The 17,149-nt window shown below is 76.0% G+C and carries 2 protein-coding genes; both read right to left on the bottom strand.

Annotated features, from left to right (window positions below):
- The coding region (locus IA22_RS0131495; RefSeq protein ID WP_038273196.1) for a type I polyketide synthase at positions 1 to 6,174 on the bottom strand (6,174 nt) is incomplete at its 3' end.
- Between the two features lie 125 nt (positions 6,175 to 6,299).
- A complete protein-coding gene (locus tag IA22_RS0131490; RefSeq protein WP_030125562.1) occupies positions 6,300 to 17,120 on the bottom strand; it encodes a type I polyketide synthase in 10,821 nt (3,606 codons plus the stop codon).
- Between the last annotated feature and the right edge of the window lie 29 nt (positions 17,121 to 17,149).

The following is a 17,149-nucleotide window of genomic DNA, read 5'->3' as shown; positions in this document are numbered from 1 at the left end:
ACCCAACTCCGTCCCCGTACCGTGCGCCTCCACCACATCCACATCAGCCGCCGACACACCCGCCGACACCAACGCCTGACCCAACACCCGCTGCTGCGAAGGACCATTCGGCGCCGTCAACCCGTTCGACGCACCATCCTGATTCACCGCACTCCCCCGCACCACCGCCCACACCCGATGCCCCAACCGCCGCGCATCCGACAACCGCTCCAACACCAGCACACCGGCGCCCTCCGACAGGGCCGTGCCGTCAGCCGCGTCGGCGAAGGACTTGACCCGGCCGTCCGCGGCGAGGTTGCGCTGCCTGCTGAAGTCGACGAACGTGTCGACGGTCGACATCACGGAGACACCGCCGGCCATCGCCAGGGTGCACTCGCCCCGCCGCAGCGCCTGCGCGGCGAGGTGCAGCGCCACGAGGGACGAGGAGCACGCGGTGTCGACGGTGAGGGCCGGGCCCTCCAGACCGAGGGCGTAGGCGACGCGGCCCGAGACGACGCTGGCGAGGCTTCCGTTGCCGAGGTAGTCGCGGACGGCCTCGGGGACGTCGCGCAGCCGGCTGCCGTAGTCGTGGTACATGACGCCGGCGAACACCCCGGTGCGGCTGCCGCGCACGCTGTGCGGATCGATGCCGGCGCGCTCCAGGGCCTCCCAGGAGGTCTCCAGCAGCAGCCGTTGCTGCGGGTCCATGGCGAGGGCCTCCCGCGGGCCGATGCCGAAGAAGTCGTGGTCGAACTCGGCGGCGTCGTAGAGGAATCCGCCCGACCGGGTGCTGCAGTGTCCGGGCTTGCCGGGCTCCGGGTCGTAGAGGGTGTCCAGGTCCCATCCCCGGTCGTCCGGGAAGTCACCCATGCCGTTCCCGCCGTCGGCCAGCAGCCGCCAGAACTCCTCGGGGGTGGTGACACCGCCGGGGTAGCGGCAGGCCATGCCGACGATCGCCACGGGCTCGTCGGCCGCGTACGCCGTCTCCGGTGCCGCGGCGCCGGGGGCGTCCCCGGCGTCCGCGCCGAGGAGTTCCGTCCTCAGGTACCGCACCAGGGCGTCGGCGTCGGGGTGGTCGAAGACGAGGGTCGCGGGCAGCCGCAGGCCGACGGCGCCGCCCAGACGGTTGCGCAGCTCCACCGCGGTCAACGAGTCGAACCCCGCCTCGCGGAAGGAGCGGCGCGGGTCGAGCACCATGTCGGAACCGTGGCCGAGGACGGCGGCCACCTGGGTGCGGATCAGCTCCATCAGCTCCGCGTCCCGTTCGGCGGCGCCCAGGGCCGCCAGCCGGTCGGTGAACGAGTCCCCGACGGTCCGGGTGGCGGCGGCCCGGCGGGCGGGGGCGGGCACCAGGCCGCGCAGCAGGGCGGGCACCCCGTCGGCGCCGCGCAAGGCCCGCAGGTCGAGGCCGATGGGCAGCAGCAGCCGCTCGTCGGCGGCGAGCGCGGCGTCGAACAGCCGCAGTCCCTCCTCGGTGGGCAGGGGCCGGACTCCCGCACGCGTCATGCGCGCGACGTCGGCGTCCGTGAGGTGGGCGGTCATACCGGTGCGCTGCTCCCAGAAGCCCCAGGCCAGGGAGAGCGCCGGCAGCCCCAGGGAGCCCCGGTGCGCGGCGAGGGCGTCGAGGAACGCGTTGGCGGCGGCGTAACCGGACTGCCCGGCTCCGTCGACGGTGCCCGCCGCCGAGGAGAACAGCACGAACGCTGCCAGGTCCGCGTCCCGGGTGAGCTCGTGCAGGTTCCAGGCGGCGTCCGCCTTGGGCCGCAGCACGGCGTCCAGCCGCTCGGGGGTCTGGTCGGTGACCAGCCCGTCGTCGAGGACACCCGCGAGGTGCACCACGGCGGTCAGGGGGTGCGCGGCGGGCACTTCGGCCAGGAGCGCGGCCAGTTCGTCGCGCTCGGCGGCGTCGCAGCGTGCGACGACGACCTGGACGCCCGACTCGGCGAGATCGGCGAAGTCGTCCGCGGAGGTGCCGCTGCGCCCGGCCAGGACGAGGCGGCGCACGCCGTGTGCGGTGGCCAGGTGGCGGGCGACCACGGCGCCGAGCACACCGGTTCCGCCGGTGATCAGCACGGTGCCGTCGGGGTCGAGCGCTGCGGCGCTCCCCCGGACGACGGCGCGGGCCAGCCGGGGCACCCGGACGGTGTCCCCCCTCAGGGCCAGTTGCGGTTCGCCGCTCGTGGCGGCGGCGCGTACGGCGGCGGCGATCCGGTCCTCGCCGTCCACCGCTCCGGGGGCGGTGTCCACCAGGACGATGCGGTCGGGGTGTTCGCCCTGGGCGGCGCGGACGAGGCCCCACACGGCGGCGCCCGGCAGGTCGAGGGGGCCGTCCTCCTCGCCGGTGGTGACCGCGCCCGCGGTGAGGACCAGCAGCCGGGCGGTGGCCGTGCGGTCGTCCGCCAGCCAGTCGTGCAGTGCGGTCAGGGCCTGTACGGTCGCCTCGCGCACCGAGGCCGCGGGGTCGTCGCCGCCGGTCACCGGCAGGACCACCCACTCGGGCAGCGGTGCGAGCGCGGCCGTGCCGCCCTCGGCCAGTACGGCGTGCGCGGGTGCCGCGGCATCCGGTACGGGCACCACGGGCCAGTCCAGCCGGTACAGGTCGTCCGCGCGGACCGGGGAGGCCGACGCCCCGCTGTCGGCCGGCCGCGAGACCAGGGCCTCGACGGCGGCGACCGGAGCGCCGGTGGGGTCGGCCAGTTCCAGGGAGAGCGTGTCGCCGCCGCGGAGGCGGACCCGCAGGGCGGTGGCCCCGGCCGCGTACAGCGACACCCCGGTCCAGGCGAAGGGCAGCCGGGCCGTCTCCTGGCCCTGCGCGCCGAGGCCGTCGGCGTGCAGGGCGGCGTCGAACAGGGCCGGGTGAAGAGCGAATCCGCCGGCCTCGGTGGGCAGTTCGACGTCGGCGTACGTCTCGTCACCGCGCCGCCAGACCGCGCGCAGTCCCTGGAAGGCCGGCCCGTACTCGTAGCCGAGGACCGCCAGTTCGGCGTACGCCCCGTCCACCGGGACCGGTTCGGCGCCGGGGGGCGGCCAGGCGGCGAGGTCGAAGGCGGGCCGGGCGGACTGCGGTGCGAGGAGCCCCGAGGCGTTCAGGGTCCAGGCTGCCTCGTCGGCGCTCTCGGGGCGGGAGTGGACGGTCACCGCGCGGTGCCCCTGGCCGTCGGCGGCGGCCACGTGCAGCTGGAGCTGGACGGCGCCCCGCTCCGGCAGCGGCAGCGGTGCCTGCAGGGTGAGTTCGGTGACGTGTCCGCAGCCGAGTTCGTGGCCGGCGCTCAGCGCCAGTTCCACCAGCGCGGTGCCGGGCAGCAGGGTGGTGCCGGAGACCGCGTGGTCGGCCAGCCAGGGTGTGGTGGACAGCGAGAGCCGGCCGGTGAACAGGGTGCCGCCGCCCGCGACCGGGACGGCCGCGCCCAGCAGCGGGTGGCCGGCGCTCCGGAGGCCCGCGGCGGTGACGTCGCCGGTGGCAGCGGACCGGCCGAGCCAGTAGCGCTCACGCTGGAAGGCGTAGGTGGGCAGGTCCGCGGTCCGCACGGGCATCCCGGCGAACACCGGGGACCAGTCGACCGGTACGCCGGCCACGAACGCCTCGCCCAGCGAGGTGAGCAGACGGTCCGCGCCTCCGTCGTCGCGGCGCAGCGAGCCGAGTCCGGTGACGTCCGTGCCGGCGGCGTCGGCGGTCTCCTCGATGCTGTTGAGCAGGACCGGGTGCGGGCTGCACTCCACGAACACCCCGTAGCCGGCGCCCAGCAGGGTCCGGGTGGTCGGCTCGAACAGGACGCCCTGGCGCAGGTTGGTGTACCAGTACCCGGCGTCCAGCGTGGTGGTGTCCAGCACGCCGTTGGTGACGGTGGAGTAGAAGGGCACGTCGGCGGCGCGCGGCCGCACGTCCGCGAGGTCGGTGAGGAGCCGTTCGCGGATCGACTCGACGTGGGCGCAGTGCGAGGCGTAGTCGACCGGAAGCCGCTTGGCGCGTCCGCCGTCGGCGACGATCGTCGCGCGCAGGGCGTCGAGGACGTCGCCGTCCCCGGAGAGCACCACGGAGGAGGCACCGTTGACGGCGGCCACGGAGACCCGCCCGTCGTGGGCGGCGACGAGTTCACGGGCCCGGGACTCGGGCAGGGCCACCGACATCATGCCGCCGCCCAGGCCGGAGAGGGCCTCGGCGATCGCCCGGCTGCGCAGGGCCACGACGCGGGCCCCGTCGGAGAGGCTGAGCGCGCCGGCCACGCAGGCGGCGGCTATCTCGCCCTGGGAGTGGCCGATGACGGCGGCTGGACGCACGCCGTGCGCGCGCCACACCTCGGCCAGCGACACCATGATCGCCCACAGGGCGGGCTGTACGACGTCCACCCGTTCCAGCGGGCGGCGTTCGCGCACGGTCGCGAGGAGGTCCCAGTCGGTGAAGGGCGCGAGGGCCTCGGCGCAGTCGGCCAGGGAAGCGGCGAACACCTCGGAGGTGTCCAGCAGGTCGGCGGCCATGCCCGCCCACTGGGAGCCCTGTCCGGGGAAGACGAACGCGATGCGGGACTCCCCCGCCGGTGCGCCGCGCACCACACCGGACGCCGGGTCGCTCTCGGCCAGGGCGGTGAGGCCCGCGGTCACGGTGGCCGCGTCGGCGCCGACGACGACGGCCCGCCGGTCCAGTGCGGCGCGGGAGGTGGCCAGGGTGTGGGCGACGTTGGGCACCGGGTCGGCGCCGGTCGCCAGGTGGTCAAGGAGGCGGCGGGCCTGCGCGGCGAGTCCCGGCTCGTCGCGTGCGGACAGCACCAGGGGCAACGGCCGGTCCCAGACCGGCTCCTTCTCACGCGGCTCGGGGTCGGGGGCCGCCTCGACGATGACGTGGGCGTTGGTGCCGCTGATCCCGAAGGAGGACACGGCGGCGCGGCGGATCTCACCGGGGGCGGGCCACTCGCGTGGTTCGGCGAGGAGTTCGACGGCGCCGGCCTCCCAGTCGACCTGGCTGGTGGGTTGTCCGGCGTGCAGGGTCCGGGGCAGCCGGCCGTGGCGCATGGCCATGACCATCTTGATGACTCCGGCGACTCCGGCCGCGGCCTGGGTGTGTCCGATGTTGGACTTCACCGACCCCAGCCACAGCGGCTCCGCACGGTCCTGACCGTAGGTGGCCAGGAGGGCCTGGGCCTCGATCGGGTCGCCGAGCGGGGTGCCGGTGCCGTGTGCCTCCACGGCGTGCACCTGGCGGGGTTCGAGCCGGGCGTCGGCGAGGGCGGCGCGGATGACGCGCTGCTGGGACGGGCCGTTGGGGGCGGTCAGGCCGTTGGACGCGCCGTCCTGGTTGACGGCGGTCCCCCGCACGACGGCGAGCACCTTGTGCCCGTGGCGACGGGCGTCGCTCAGCCGCTCCAGGAGCAGCATCCCCACGCCCTCGCCCCAGCCGGTGCCGTCCGCGCCCTCCGCGAACGACTTGCAGCGGCCGTCCAGGGCGAGGCCGCGCTGGCGGGAGAAGTCGATGAAGGTGTCGGGGGTCGACATGACGGTCACCCCGCCGGCCAGGGCGAGCCCGCACTCACCGGTGCGCAGCGCCTGCACGGCCAGGTGGAGGGCGACCAGGGAGGAGGAGCAGGCGGTGTCGATCGTGACGGCCGGGCCCTCGAGGCCGAGGGTGTAGGACACACGGCCGGAGGCGACGCTGCCGAGGTTGCCGTTGCCGAGGTATCCCTCGACGCCTTCGGGGACTTCCGTGAGCCAGCTGCCGTAGTCGTGGTACATCACACCCGCGTAGATGCCGGTGCGGCTGCCGCGCAGGGTGTGCGGGTCGATGCCGGCGCGTTCGAACGCCTCCCAGGCGGTCTCCAGCAGCAGGCGCTGCTGCGGGTCCATCGCGACGGCCTCGCGCGGGCTGATGCCGAAGAACCCCGGGTCGAAACGCGGTGCGTCGTGGAGGAATCCGCCCTCGCGCACATGGGTGCGGCCCGGCGCGTCGGGGTCGGGGTCGTAGATGGCGTCGACGTCCCAGTCCCGGTCCGCGGGGAAGTCGCCCACGGCGTCCACTCCGGCGTCGACCAGCTGCCACAGCTGCTCGGGCGTGCTGACGCCGCCGGGGTAGCGGCAGCTCATGGCGACGACTGCGACGGGCTCGTGCGCGGCTTCGGAGATCCGGTCGTTGGCCCGGCGCAGCCGCTCGTTCTCGAGCATGGCCTCACGCAGCGCCTCGACGATCTGCTCGACAGATGTGTCCACGGTCGGTGTCGCTCCCTGCTGACTCGGCGGCGCTGATGATGCGGTGAAGGTGGAGACGCGGTGGTGGTGCGCCGGAGGCGGATCGCCGGTGCCGGACGCGGCGCGGCGTCCGGCACCGGGGCGGCTCACTCGGGGGTGCTGCGGTTGAGGGCGGCCCGCACCAGGTCCGCCACGCCCATGGACTTGATGTCCATGGGCGGCTCGGCCGCGGCCTCGGCGGGTGCGGACCCGGAGAGTTCCAGCAGCCCGTCGAGGAGTCCCGCCTCGCGGATCCTCGCGACCGGGATACGGGCGATGAGGTCCCGCACCTCGTCGTCGGCCCGTGTGTCGGCGGGCTCCGGTCCCGCGTCCGGGGCGAACCGGTCGAGCAGGTGGTCCGCGAGGGCCGTCGGGGTGGCGTAGTCGAAGATGAGGGTGGAGGGCAGGCGCAGTCCGCTGACGGCGTTGAGGCGGTTGCGCAGTTCGACGGCGGCGAGCGAGTCGAAGCCCAGCTCGGTGAAGGCGCGCCGGGGGTCGACGGCCCCGGGGCCGTCGTGGCCGAGTACCCCCGCGACCTCGGTGCGGACCGCTTCGAGCACCGTGTGCGCGTGGTCGGCCTCCGGCAGCCCGGCCAGGCGTTCGCCGAGTGTGCGGGCGCGGTCGTCCTGCGCCGCGCGGGCGGTGACACCGGCCAGGGTGCGCAGCACGGGGGGTACGTCGTCGCCCCGGCGGCGCAGCGCGGCGGTGTCCAGCCGGACCGGCACCAGGGCGGGGAGCCCGGACTCCACGGCGGCGTCGAACAGTTCCAGCCCTTCGGCCGGGTCGAGCGCGCCGATTCCGGACCGTTCGATGCGCTGCACGTCGTCCCGGTCGAGGCCGGCGCCCATGCCGCTGCCGGCCCAGAGGCCCCAGGCGAGCGAGGTGGCGGGGAGGTTCAGCCCGGCACGGTGGGCCGCCAGGGCGTCGAGGAAGACGTTGGCGGCGGCGTAGTTCCCCTGGCCCGCGGCGTCGATGGTGCCGGCGGCCGAGGAGAACAGCACGAAGTGGGACAGGTCCCGGTCGAGGGTGAGCCGGTGCAGGTGCCATGCGGCGTCCGCCTTGGGGCGGAGCACGGTGTCCAGGCGCGTGGGGGTGAGCGCGGGGACCAGCCCGTCGTCGAGTACGCCGGCGGTGTGCACGACGCTGTCGACGGGGTGGGCGGCCAGCAGTGCGGCGAGTGCGTCCGGGTCGGCGACGTCGCAGGCGACGAGGTCGGCGCGGGCGCCCAGGGCGGCGAGGTCGTGGGCCAGTCCGGCGGCGCCGGGGGCGTCGGGCCCCCGGCGGCCCGCGAGGACGAGACGGGTGACGCCGTGCCGGGTGACGAGGTGGCGGGCCACCAGGGCGCCGAGCCCGCCGGTGCCACCGGTGACGAGGACGGTGCCCCAGGGCCGGCCGGTGTGCGGGGCGTCCGGTTCCGCGGCGGGCGTCAGACGCGGTGCGTGGGCCCGGCCGTCCCGCCACAGCACCTCGGGCTCGCCGGAGTCGAGGACGGCGGCCAGCGCGGCACGGTCGGGTACGGAGCTGTCGGGCCCCGTCCGGCCGACGAGGACGATCCGGTCCGGGTCCTCGGCCTGGGCGGCCCGTACGAGTCCGTGCACGGCGGCGTCGGCGAGGGTGCCCGCGGTGAGGACCAGCAGCACCGAGCCGGCCCACCGCTCGTCGCCCAGCCACTCCTGGACGGTCGCGAGGGTCGCGTCCAGCGTGGCGCGCACCGCCCCGGGCAGCTGCTCCGCGTCGTGCTGCGGGGCGCGTACCGGCAGGACGACGACATCGGGCGCGGGGCCGTCGATCGCGGCCAGGGCGGGGTGTGCGGGGGCTCCGAGGCCCGCGTCGTCGGGGCCGAGCACGGCCCAGGTGCGGCGCTCGGGGCGCCCTGCGGCGTCCGGCAGCGGTTCGCTCCCGGTGACGTAGAGGGAGCGCGCCCGCCCGGTGAGCCGGTCGGCGGTGACGGGGCGGGTGACGTAGGACTCGACGGTGGCCAGCGGCCTGCCCTCGGTGTCCGTCAGTTCGAGCCGGGTGCCCTCCTCGCCCGGGGTGACCCGGACGCGTGCGGCGAGCGCCCCCCGGCCGTGCGCGGCGACGCCGGTCCAGGCGAAGGGCAGGGCGATCGTGCCGGCGGGTGTGTCGTCGCCGGGTCCCTCGTCGGTGAGGGACGTGGCGTGCAGGGCGGAGTCCAGCAGGGCGGGGTGCAGGGTGTGCCGGGCGGCGTCCTGCCGTGCGTCGGCGGGCAGTTCCAGCTCGGCCAGGACGGTGTCGCCGAGCCGCCAGGCGGCCCGTACGCCGCGGAAGACCGCGCCGTAGTCGTAGCCCTCGCCGTGCAGGCGCGGGTAGAGGCCGGCGGTGTCGAGCGGGACGGCGCCCGGTGGCGGCCAGGCACCGTCCGGTGCGGTCCGCGTGCCGGTGAGGGTGCCGGTGGCGGTGAGGGTGCCGGTCGCGTGCCGTGTCCAGCCCTCGTCCTCGGGTGCGTTCCCGGGCCGGGAGTGGATCTCGACGGAGCCGTCGGGCCGCGCGGCGACCTGGAGGTGTACGGCAGCGTCCCCGGGGAGCGCCAGCGGGGCCTGGAGGGTGAGTTCCTCCAGGACGGGCCGGCCGGTCAGCCGCCCGGCGTGCAGGGCGAGGTCGACCAGCGCGGCACCCGGCAGCAGCACCGAGCCGAGCACGGCGTGCTGGGTGAGCACCGGGTGGGTGGCGGTGGAGATGCTTCCGGTGAGCAGGGTTCCGCCGTCACCGGGCAGGTCCAGCCGGGCGCTGACGAACGGGTGGTCGGCGGTGGCGAGCCCGTGTCCGGCGGCATCGCCCCTGGCCGTGGCCGTCGGCAGCCAGTAGGGGCGGTGCTCGAAGGCGTAGGTGGGCAGTTCGGTGGGGCGGCCGGTGTAACCGGCGTACAGGAGCGACCAGTCGACGTCCGTCCCCCGGGTGTGCACCGCCGCCAGGGCGGCGAGCAGACCGGGGACCTGGGCGGTGTCCTTGCGGGCCGTGGGGACGAACGCGGTCCCCTCGGCGTCGGGGAGGCAGTCGGGGCCCAGGGCCGTCAGGACGGGTGCGGCGCCCAGTTCGAGGAAGGTGTCGACGCCCTGCGCGGCCAGCGTCCCGACGGCGTCGGCGAAGCGCACGGTCTGCCGTACGTGGCGCACCCAGTAGTCGGCGGAAGCGAGTTCGGCGGCCGTCGCCCGGACACCGGTGAGGGTGGACACGATGGGCAGGACCGGTTCCGCGGCCGGGAGGGCCGCCATGACCTGGCGGAACTCCTCCAGCATGGGCTCCATGTGAGGGGAGTGGAAGGCGTGCGAGACACGCAGCCGCCGGGTGGTCGCGAAGTGCGCGGCGACGGCGGTGACGGCGTCCTCGTCCCCGGAGAGGACCACGGCGCGCGGGCCGTTGACCGCGGCGATGGCGCACCGTTCGTCCAGCAGCGGCGCCACCTCCTCCTCGGTGGCCTGTACGGCGATCATCGCGCCGCCCGCGGGCAGTGCCTGCATCAGCCGGCCGCGCGCCGCGACGGCGGTCACGGCGTCCTGCAGCGACCAGACGCCCGCGACGTGCGCGGCGGCGAACTCCCCGACGGAGTGGCCGGCCAGCCACGCGGGCCGCACCCCGAACGACTCCAGCAGGCGGTGGAGGGCGACCTGGGTGGTGAACAGGGCGGCCTGGGTGTAGGCGGTCTGCTCCAGGATGTCGGGGTGGTCACCGAGGACGACCTCGGCGAGGGGCCGTTCCAGGTGCTTGGCGAAGAGTTCGGCGACGCGGTCGAAGTGCTCGGCGTAGACCGGGTAGGCGTCGTACCAGTCGCGGCCCATGCCGGGCCGCTGGGCGCCCTGCCCGGAGAAGAGGTGGGCGAGGGAGCCGTCGGTGGCGGTGCCGGTGACCAGCAGGCCGGGTGCCTCGTGGCCCCGGGCCAGGGTGTCCAGCGCTTCGGCGGTCCTCGGCCCGTCGGTGGCCAGGACGACGGCGCGGTGCGGATGGGTGGTGCGGGTGGTGGCGAGCGCCAGGCCGAGGTCCGCGGGCGCTGCGCCGGTCAGGTCCCGCAGCCGGGCGGCCTGGCCGCGCAGTGCCTCGGGTGAGCGCGCGGAGACCGGGAGGGCGAGCACGGGCGGCACGGTGGCCGGGTCGGGCTCCGCGGTCTCCGGCTCGTCGGCGGTGAACTCCTCCAGGATCACGTGGGCGTTGGTGCCGCTGATCCCGAAGGAGGAGACACCTGCGCGGCGCGGCCGGTCCGGGGCGGGCCAGGGCCGCTCGTCGGTGAGGAGCCGCACCGCGCCCGCCGTCCAGTCCACCTGGGGCGAGGGGGCGTCGACGTGGAGGGTGCGCGGCAGGGTGCCGTGCCGCATCGCCATGACCATCTTGATGATGCCGGCGACACCGGCGGCGGCCTGGGTGTGCCCCATGTTGGACTTGACCGAGCCCAGCCACAGCGGCTCGTCGTCCGGCCGCTCCTGTCCGTAGGTGGCCAGCAGGGCCTGTGCCTCGATCGGGTCGCCGAGCGTGGTGCCGGTGCCGTGCGCCTCGACGGCGTCGACGTCGGCGGTGGTGAGTCCGGCGGCGCTGAGCGCGGCGCGGATCACACGCTGCTGGGAGGGGCCGTTGGGGGCGGTCAGGCCGTTGGAGGCCCCGTCGGAGTTCACGGCGGAGCCGCGCACGGTGGCCAGCACCCGGTGACCGTTGCGGCGGGCGTCGGATAGGCGCTCGACGACGAGCATGCCGACGCCCTCGCCCCAGCCGGTGCCGTCGGCGGCCGCGGCGAACGACTTGCAGCGGCCGTCCGCGGCCAGGCCGCGCTGCCGGGCGAAGTCGACGAAGGTGTCGGGGGTCGACATGACGGTGACGCCGCCGACCAGCGCGAGGTCGCACTCCCCCTGCCGCAGCGCCTGCGCGGCGAGGTGGAGGGTGACCAGGGAGGAGGAGCAGGCGGTGTCGACGGTGACGGCCGGGCCCTCCAGCCCGAGGGCGTAGGCGACGCGCCCGGAGACGACGCTGCCCAGGCTGCCGTTGCCGAGGTAGGCGGCGAGGTCGTCGGGGACGTCGGTCAGCCAGGTGCCGTAGTCGTGGTACATGACGCCCGCGAACACGCCGGTGCGGGAGCCGCGCAGGGCCGCCGGGTCGATCGCGGAGCGTTCCAGGGCCTCCCAGGAGACCTCGAGGAGCAGGCGCTGCTGCGGGTCCATGGCGGTGGCCTCGCGCGGGCCGATGCCGAAGAAGCCGGGGTCGAAGTCGGCCGCGTCGTAGAGGAAGGCGCCCTCCCGGGTGTACGTGCGGCCGGGTGTGCCGGGCTCGGGGTCGTACAGGGCGTCCGTGTCCCAGCCGCGGTCGGCGGGGAAGTCGCCGACCGTGTCGACACCGTCGGCGACCAGGCGCCACAGGTCCTCCGGGGAGCGGACGCCGCCGGGGTAGCGGCAGCCCATGCCGACGATGACGACGGGGTCGTCGCGGTCGGCGGGGCGCGGTCCCGGGGCGGGCTCGCCGGCCGGCCGTGAGGTGCCGAAGAGGGCGTCCTGGACATGGTCGGCGAGGGCGCGCGAGGTGGGGTGGTCGAAGACGAGGGTGGCCGGGAGCCGCAGTCCGGTGACGGTGTTGAGGCGGTTGCGGAGTTCGACGGCGGCCAGCGAGTCGAATCCCAGCTCGGTGAAGGCCCGTCCGGGGTCGATGGCCGACGGGGAGTCGTGCCGCAGGACCGCGGCCACCTCGGTGCGGACCAGGTCCAGCAGGGCGCGTTCCCGGTCCGCGGCGGGCAGGTCGGCCATCCCCCGCTCCTGGTGGGGCGCCGTGCGGGCGGCGGCCCGGCGGGTGACGGGGCGGACGAGGCCGCTCAGCAGCGGTGGCGGGCCGTCGGGCCGGCGTCGCACGGCGGCGGCGTCGATCTCCACGGGGACGAGGTGAGGGCTGCCGGAACGGATCGCGGCGTCGAAGAGCCGCAGGGAGTGGTCGGCGGACAACCCGGGGACCCCGTAGGCGGCCACGCGCTCCAGGGCGGCGGTGTCCAGTGCGGCGCCCATGCCGGTGCCGGTGGCCCACAGGCTCCAGGCGAGGGCCGTGGCGGGCAGTCCGTGCGCCGCCCGGTGGGCGGCGAGGGCGTCCAGGTACGCGTTGGCGGCGGCGTAGTTGCCCTGGCCCGCTCCGTCGAGGACGGCGGCGAGCGAGGAGAACAGCACGAAGTGGGACAGGTCCCGGTCGAGGGTGAGTTCGTGCAGGTGCCAGGCGCCGGCGGCCTTGGCGTGGAGGACCTCGTCGACCATGTCGTCGGTGAGGCTCTCGACGATGCCGTCGCGAACCGTGCCCGCGGCGTGGACGACGGAGTCGACCGGATGCCGGGCCAGCAGGTCGCGTACCGCCTCCCGGTCGCCGACGTCGCAGGCGGCCACGGTCACCTCGGCGCCCAGTGCGGTCAGTTCGGCGTGCAGTCCGGGGGCGTGCCCGCGGCGGCCGGCGAGGACCAGCCGGCGCACCCCGTGGGCGCGCACCAGGTGGTGGGCGAGCAGAGCGCCGAGGCCGCCGGTGCCGCCGGTGATGAGGACCGTGCCCCACTCGGCGGCCGGCCGGGGCGCGGCGGCCGGCTCGGCGGCCAGCCGGGGCACGGCGAACCGGCCTCCGGCGAGGGAGAGTTCGGGCTCCCCGGTGGCGAGCACCTGGCGCAGCTCCGCCTCGGAGGGCAGGCCGTCGTGCTCGACGAGGACGTAGCGGTCCGGGTTCTCGGCCTGCGCCGAGCGGACCAGACCGCGTACGGCGGCGTGGGCGGGGCTGCCGGGCGCGGTGACGAGGACGAGGCGGGTCCCGGAGGCCCGTTCGTCCGACTGCCAGGTCCGCAGCAGCCGCAGGGTGGCCAGGACGTGGGTGCGCGCCTCGGCGGCGTCGGCGCCCGCAGGGCCGGCCGGGCGGTACACCACGGCGTCCGGGGCGGGGGCGTCGAGCAGCGCGTCCAGGGCGGGTGCGAGGGCGTCGTCCGACGGGGCGGCCGGGTGGGGACCGCCGTCCAGGACGGCGGTGCGCAGGGGTGCGGTGGTGGTCGGCCGGGGGTGCGACGACCACCGCACGGCGTACAGGACGTCCTCGTCGGGTACCGGCAGGGAGGTCATGGCCTCGACGTCGGCCACGGGCGCGCCGGCGGTGTCGTAGAGGCGCAGCCCCAGGGTGTCGCCCTCGCGGCGCGTGATCCGCACGCGCAGGGCCGCCGCCCCGGTGGCGTGCAGGCGGACGCCGGTCCAGGCGAACGGGAGGAGCACCTCGCCGCGCGGCGGGGCGTCGAGGTCGGCGGCGTGCAGCGCGGCGTCCAGCAGCGCGGGGTGGAGTCCGAAGCGCGCGGCGTCGGCGGTGGCGTCCCCGGGCAGGGCCACCTCGGCCAGGACGTCCTCGCCGTGCCGCCAGGCGGCGCGCAGGCCCTGGAAGACGGGGCCGTAGGCGTAGCCCTGGTCGGCGAGGCCGGCGTAGACCTCCGTGGTGTCCAGCGGTTCGGCGTCCGGCGGCGGCCAGGCACCCGGCTCGGCGCCGGCGGCCGGCGTGGCGGAGTCGGTGTCGTTGTCGGTGAGCAGTCCGGCCGCGTGCCGGGTCCAGGGCGCGTCCTCGTCGGCGCGCGAGTGGACGGTGACGGTGCGGCGTCCGGATCCGTCGGGTTCCCCGACGGCCACCTGGACGGCGACGTGTTCGTCCGCGGCGAGCACCAGCGGGGAGCCGAGGGTGAGTTCCTCCAGCTCGGTGGCGCCGACGTGGTCTCCCGCACGCAGGGCGAGTTCGACGAAGGCGGTGCCGGGAAGCAGCACGCGCCCGGCGATCACGTGGTCCGCGAGCCAGGGATGGGTGCGGGTGGAGAGGCGTCCGGTCAGGACGACGCCCTCCGCGCCGACCGCGACCACGGCCGCCAGCAGGGGGTGTCCGGCCGCGGCCTGCCCCAGGCCGGCCGCGTCGGCGGCGGTGCCGGGGTCCAGCCAGAAGCGGCGCCGCTGGAACGGGTAGCCGGGCAGCTCGACGCGGCGGGGCTCCCGTCCGGCGTGGTGCCGTGCCCAGTCGACGGGGACGCCACGGGCGTGGGCCGCGGCGAACGCGGTGAGGGCCTCGCGCGACTCGGGCCGGTCGCGCCGCAGCACCGGCAGGAAGGCTGTGCCGGGGGCGTCCGTGCAGTCGGGGCCCATGGCTGTCAGCACCGCGTCGGGGCCGATCTCCAGGAACGTCCGGACGCCGGAGTCGGAGAGCCACCGCACGGCGTCGTGGAAGCGGACCCGGGCGCGGACGTGTTCCACCCAGTACTCGGGGTCGCACAGTTCGCGGCCGACGGGGGCGCCGGTCACGGTCGACACGACCGGCACGGTGGGTTCGGCGTAGTCCAGTACCTGCGCGACCCGGCGGAACTCGTCCAGCATCGGTTCCATCAGCGGCGAGTGGAAGGCGTGGCTGACGCGCAGGCGCTTGGTGTCGTGGCCGCGGGTGGCGAGTTCGCCGGCGATGCGCTCGACGTCGTCGAGGTCGCCGGAGACGACGACGGAGGCGGGGCCGTTCACGGCCGCGATGCCGGTGCGCCCGGTGAGCAGCGGAGCGACGTCGCTCTCGCCGGCACGGACGGCGACCATGGCACCGCCCTCGGGCAGCGCCTGCATGAGCCGGCCGCGCGCGGCGACCAGGATGGTGGCGTCCTGCAGCGTGAGGACCCCGGCCACGTGCGCGGCGGCGATCTCGCCGACCGAGTGCCCGGCGAGGTGGTCCGGGCGCATCCCCCAGCTCTCCAGCAGGCGGTGGAGGGCGACCTCGACGGCGAACAGGGCGGGCTGCGCGTATTCGGTGCGGTGCAGCAGTTCCGCTTCCGGTGTGCCGGGCCGGGCGAAGAGGACGTCCTTGAGGGGCCTGGGGAGCTGGAGGTCGAAGTGGGCGCAGACGTCGTCGAGGGCGTCGGCGAACGCGGGGTGTGCGGCGGCGAGTTCACGGCCCATGCCGGATCGCTGGCTGCCCTGCCCGGTGAACAGGAAGCCGAGTTCGCCGCCGGCCCGTGGGACGGCGGGGGTGCTCCCCGAGGCCACGCCGGTGAGCGCGGCGCGCAGCTCGGCGCTGTCGGCGGCCACGAGGACGGCCCGGTCGGGAAGGGCCGCCCGGGTGGTGGCCAGAGCGTGGGCGAGGTCGGCGGGTTCCGTGGTCCCGGCCAGCGGCAGCAGGTCGGCGGCGCGGGCCCGCAGGGCGGCCTCGCCCCGGGCGGACAGCGGGAAGACGAGGGGGACCCGGGCGCCGTCCCCCGTATCGCTCCCGTGGGTGAGGTGCGCCGCGTCCGGGTCCGTGGCCGGGACACCGGCCGGATCCTCGGCGCGGTCCTCGGAGTCCGGCTGCTCCAGGATGACGTGTGCGTTGGTGCCGCTGACGCCGAAGGAGGAGACCCCCGCCCGGCGGGGACGGCCGGTCCGGGGCCAGGGCCGCTGCTCGGTGACCAGCTCCACGCTGCCGGACGCCCAGGCGGCGTGCGGGGTGGGGGCGTCGACGTGCAGGGTCGCCGGGACCTGGCCGTGCCGCATGGCGAGGACGGTCTTGATCACACCGGCCACGCCCGCGGCGGCCTGGGTGTGCCCCAGGTTGGACTTGACCGAGCCGAGCAGCAGCGGGGCTCCGTCCGGGCGGCCCTGCCCGTAGGTGGCCAGGAGCGCGGTCGCCTCGATGGGGTCGCCCAGGCGGGTGCCCGTGCCGTGCGCCTCCACCACGTCGACGTCGGCGGGTCCGAGTCCGGCGACGGCCAGCGCACGGCGGATCAGCCGTTGCTGCGCGGTGCCGTTGGGGGCGGTGAGTCCGTTGGAGGCGCCGTCCTGGTTGACGGCGGAGGACCGTACGACGGCGAGCACCCGGTGGCCGTTGCGGCGGGCGTCGGAGAGCCGTTCCAGGACGAGGACACCGACGCCCTCGGCGAAGCCCGTGCCGTCCGCGGCGGCGGCGAAGGCCTTGCAGCGGCCGTCCGCGGACAGCCCGCGCTGCCTGCTGAACGCGGTGAAGACCCCCGGCCCGCCCATCACCGCGACCCCGCCGGCCAGCGCCAGCGACGACTCGCCCTGCAGCAGCGAGCGGCAGGCCAGGTGGACGGCGACCAGGGAGGCGGAGCAGGCGGTGTCGACGGTGACGGCCGGGCCCTCGGTGCCCAGCACGTAGGCGACGCGGCCGGAGATGACGCTGGAGGCGTTGCCGGCCAGCAGGTGGGCGTCGAGTCCGTCCGGGGCGTCGTGCAGGCGCGGGCCGTACTCCTGCACCTCGGCCCCGAAGAACATGCCGGCCGCGGTGCGGCGCAGTGCGGTGGGGTCGATGCCGGCGTCCTCCAGGGCCAGCCAGGAGGTCTCCAGGACCAGCCGCTGCTGCGGGTCCATGGCCATCGACTCACGCGGGCTGATGCCGAAGAACTCGGCGTCGAACTCGGTGGCCGTGTCGAGGAACCCGCCGGTACGGGCGTACGAGCTGCCGGGGACGTCCGGGTCCTCGTCGAAGAGCTGCTCGAGGTCCCAGCCCCGGTCCCGGGGGAAGTCGGAGAGCACCTCGCCGCCGTCGGCCAGCAGGCGCCAGAGGTCGGCCGGGGTCTCGATGCCTCCGGGGAAGCGGCAGCCGATGCCGACGATCGCCACGGGTTCGTCGGCGAGGACGTCAGCGGCCGGCTCCGGCGTCGCGTCCGCCGCGGCGCCGTCCCCGGCCAGCAGCCGGTCGGCCAGGTCGCGCACGGTGGGGCAGTCGTAGGCCAGGCCGACCGGCAGGTCGAGGCCGGTCCGCTCGGTCAGCCTCCGGTGCAGGTCGACCGCGGCGAGCGAGTCGAGCCCCTGTTCCGCCAGCGGTACGGACGGGTCCAGGGTCCCCGAGGTGCCCGGCCGGGCCGCCTCGACCGCCTCGGTCACGGCGGCGCGCACCAGATCCGTCACGAGTCTGCGGTGCTGCGTCGGAGCGGCCTCGGCGAGCAGTCGCGCCAGGGCTGATTCGGATCCGGGCCCGTTCATCCACGCATCTCCACTTTCGGCCGACACCG

Origin of the sequence: Kitasatospora papulosa (genome assembly GCF_000717245.1) — a bacterium.
Lineage (GTDB): Bacteria > Actinomycetota > Actinomycetes > Streptomycetales > Streptomycetaceae > Streptomyces > Streptomyces papulosus.
Note: the sequence above shows the minus strand (reverse complement) of the source record. Positions and strands in the feature narration are given on the sequence as shown.

Bases quoted from the DNA above. Each gene is read 5' to 3' on its own strand.
- IA22_RS0131490 (WP_030125562.1), bottom strand. From the start codon at position 17,120: ATGAACGGGCCCGGATCCGAATCAGCCCTGGCGCGACTGCTCGCCGAG.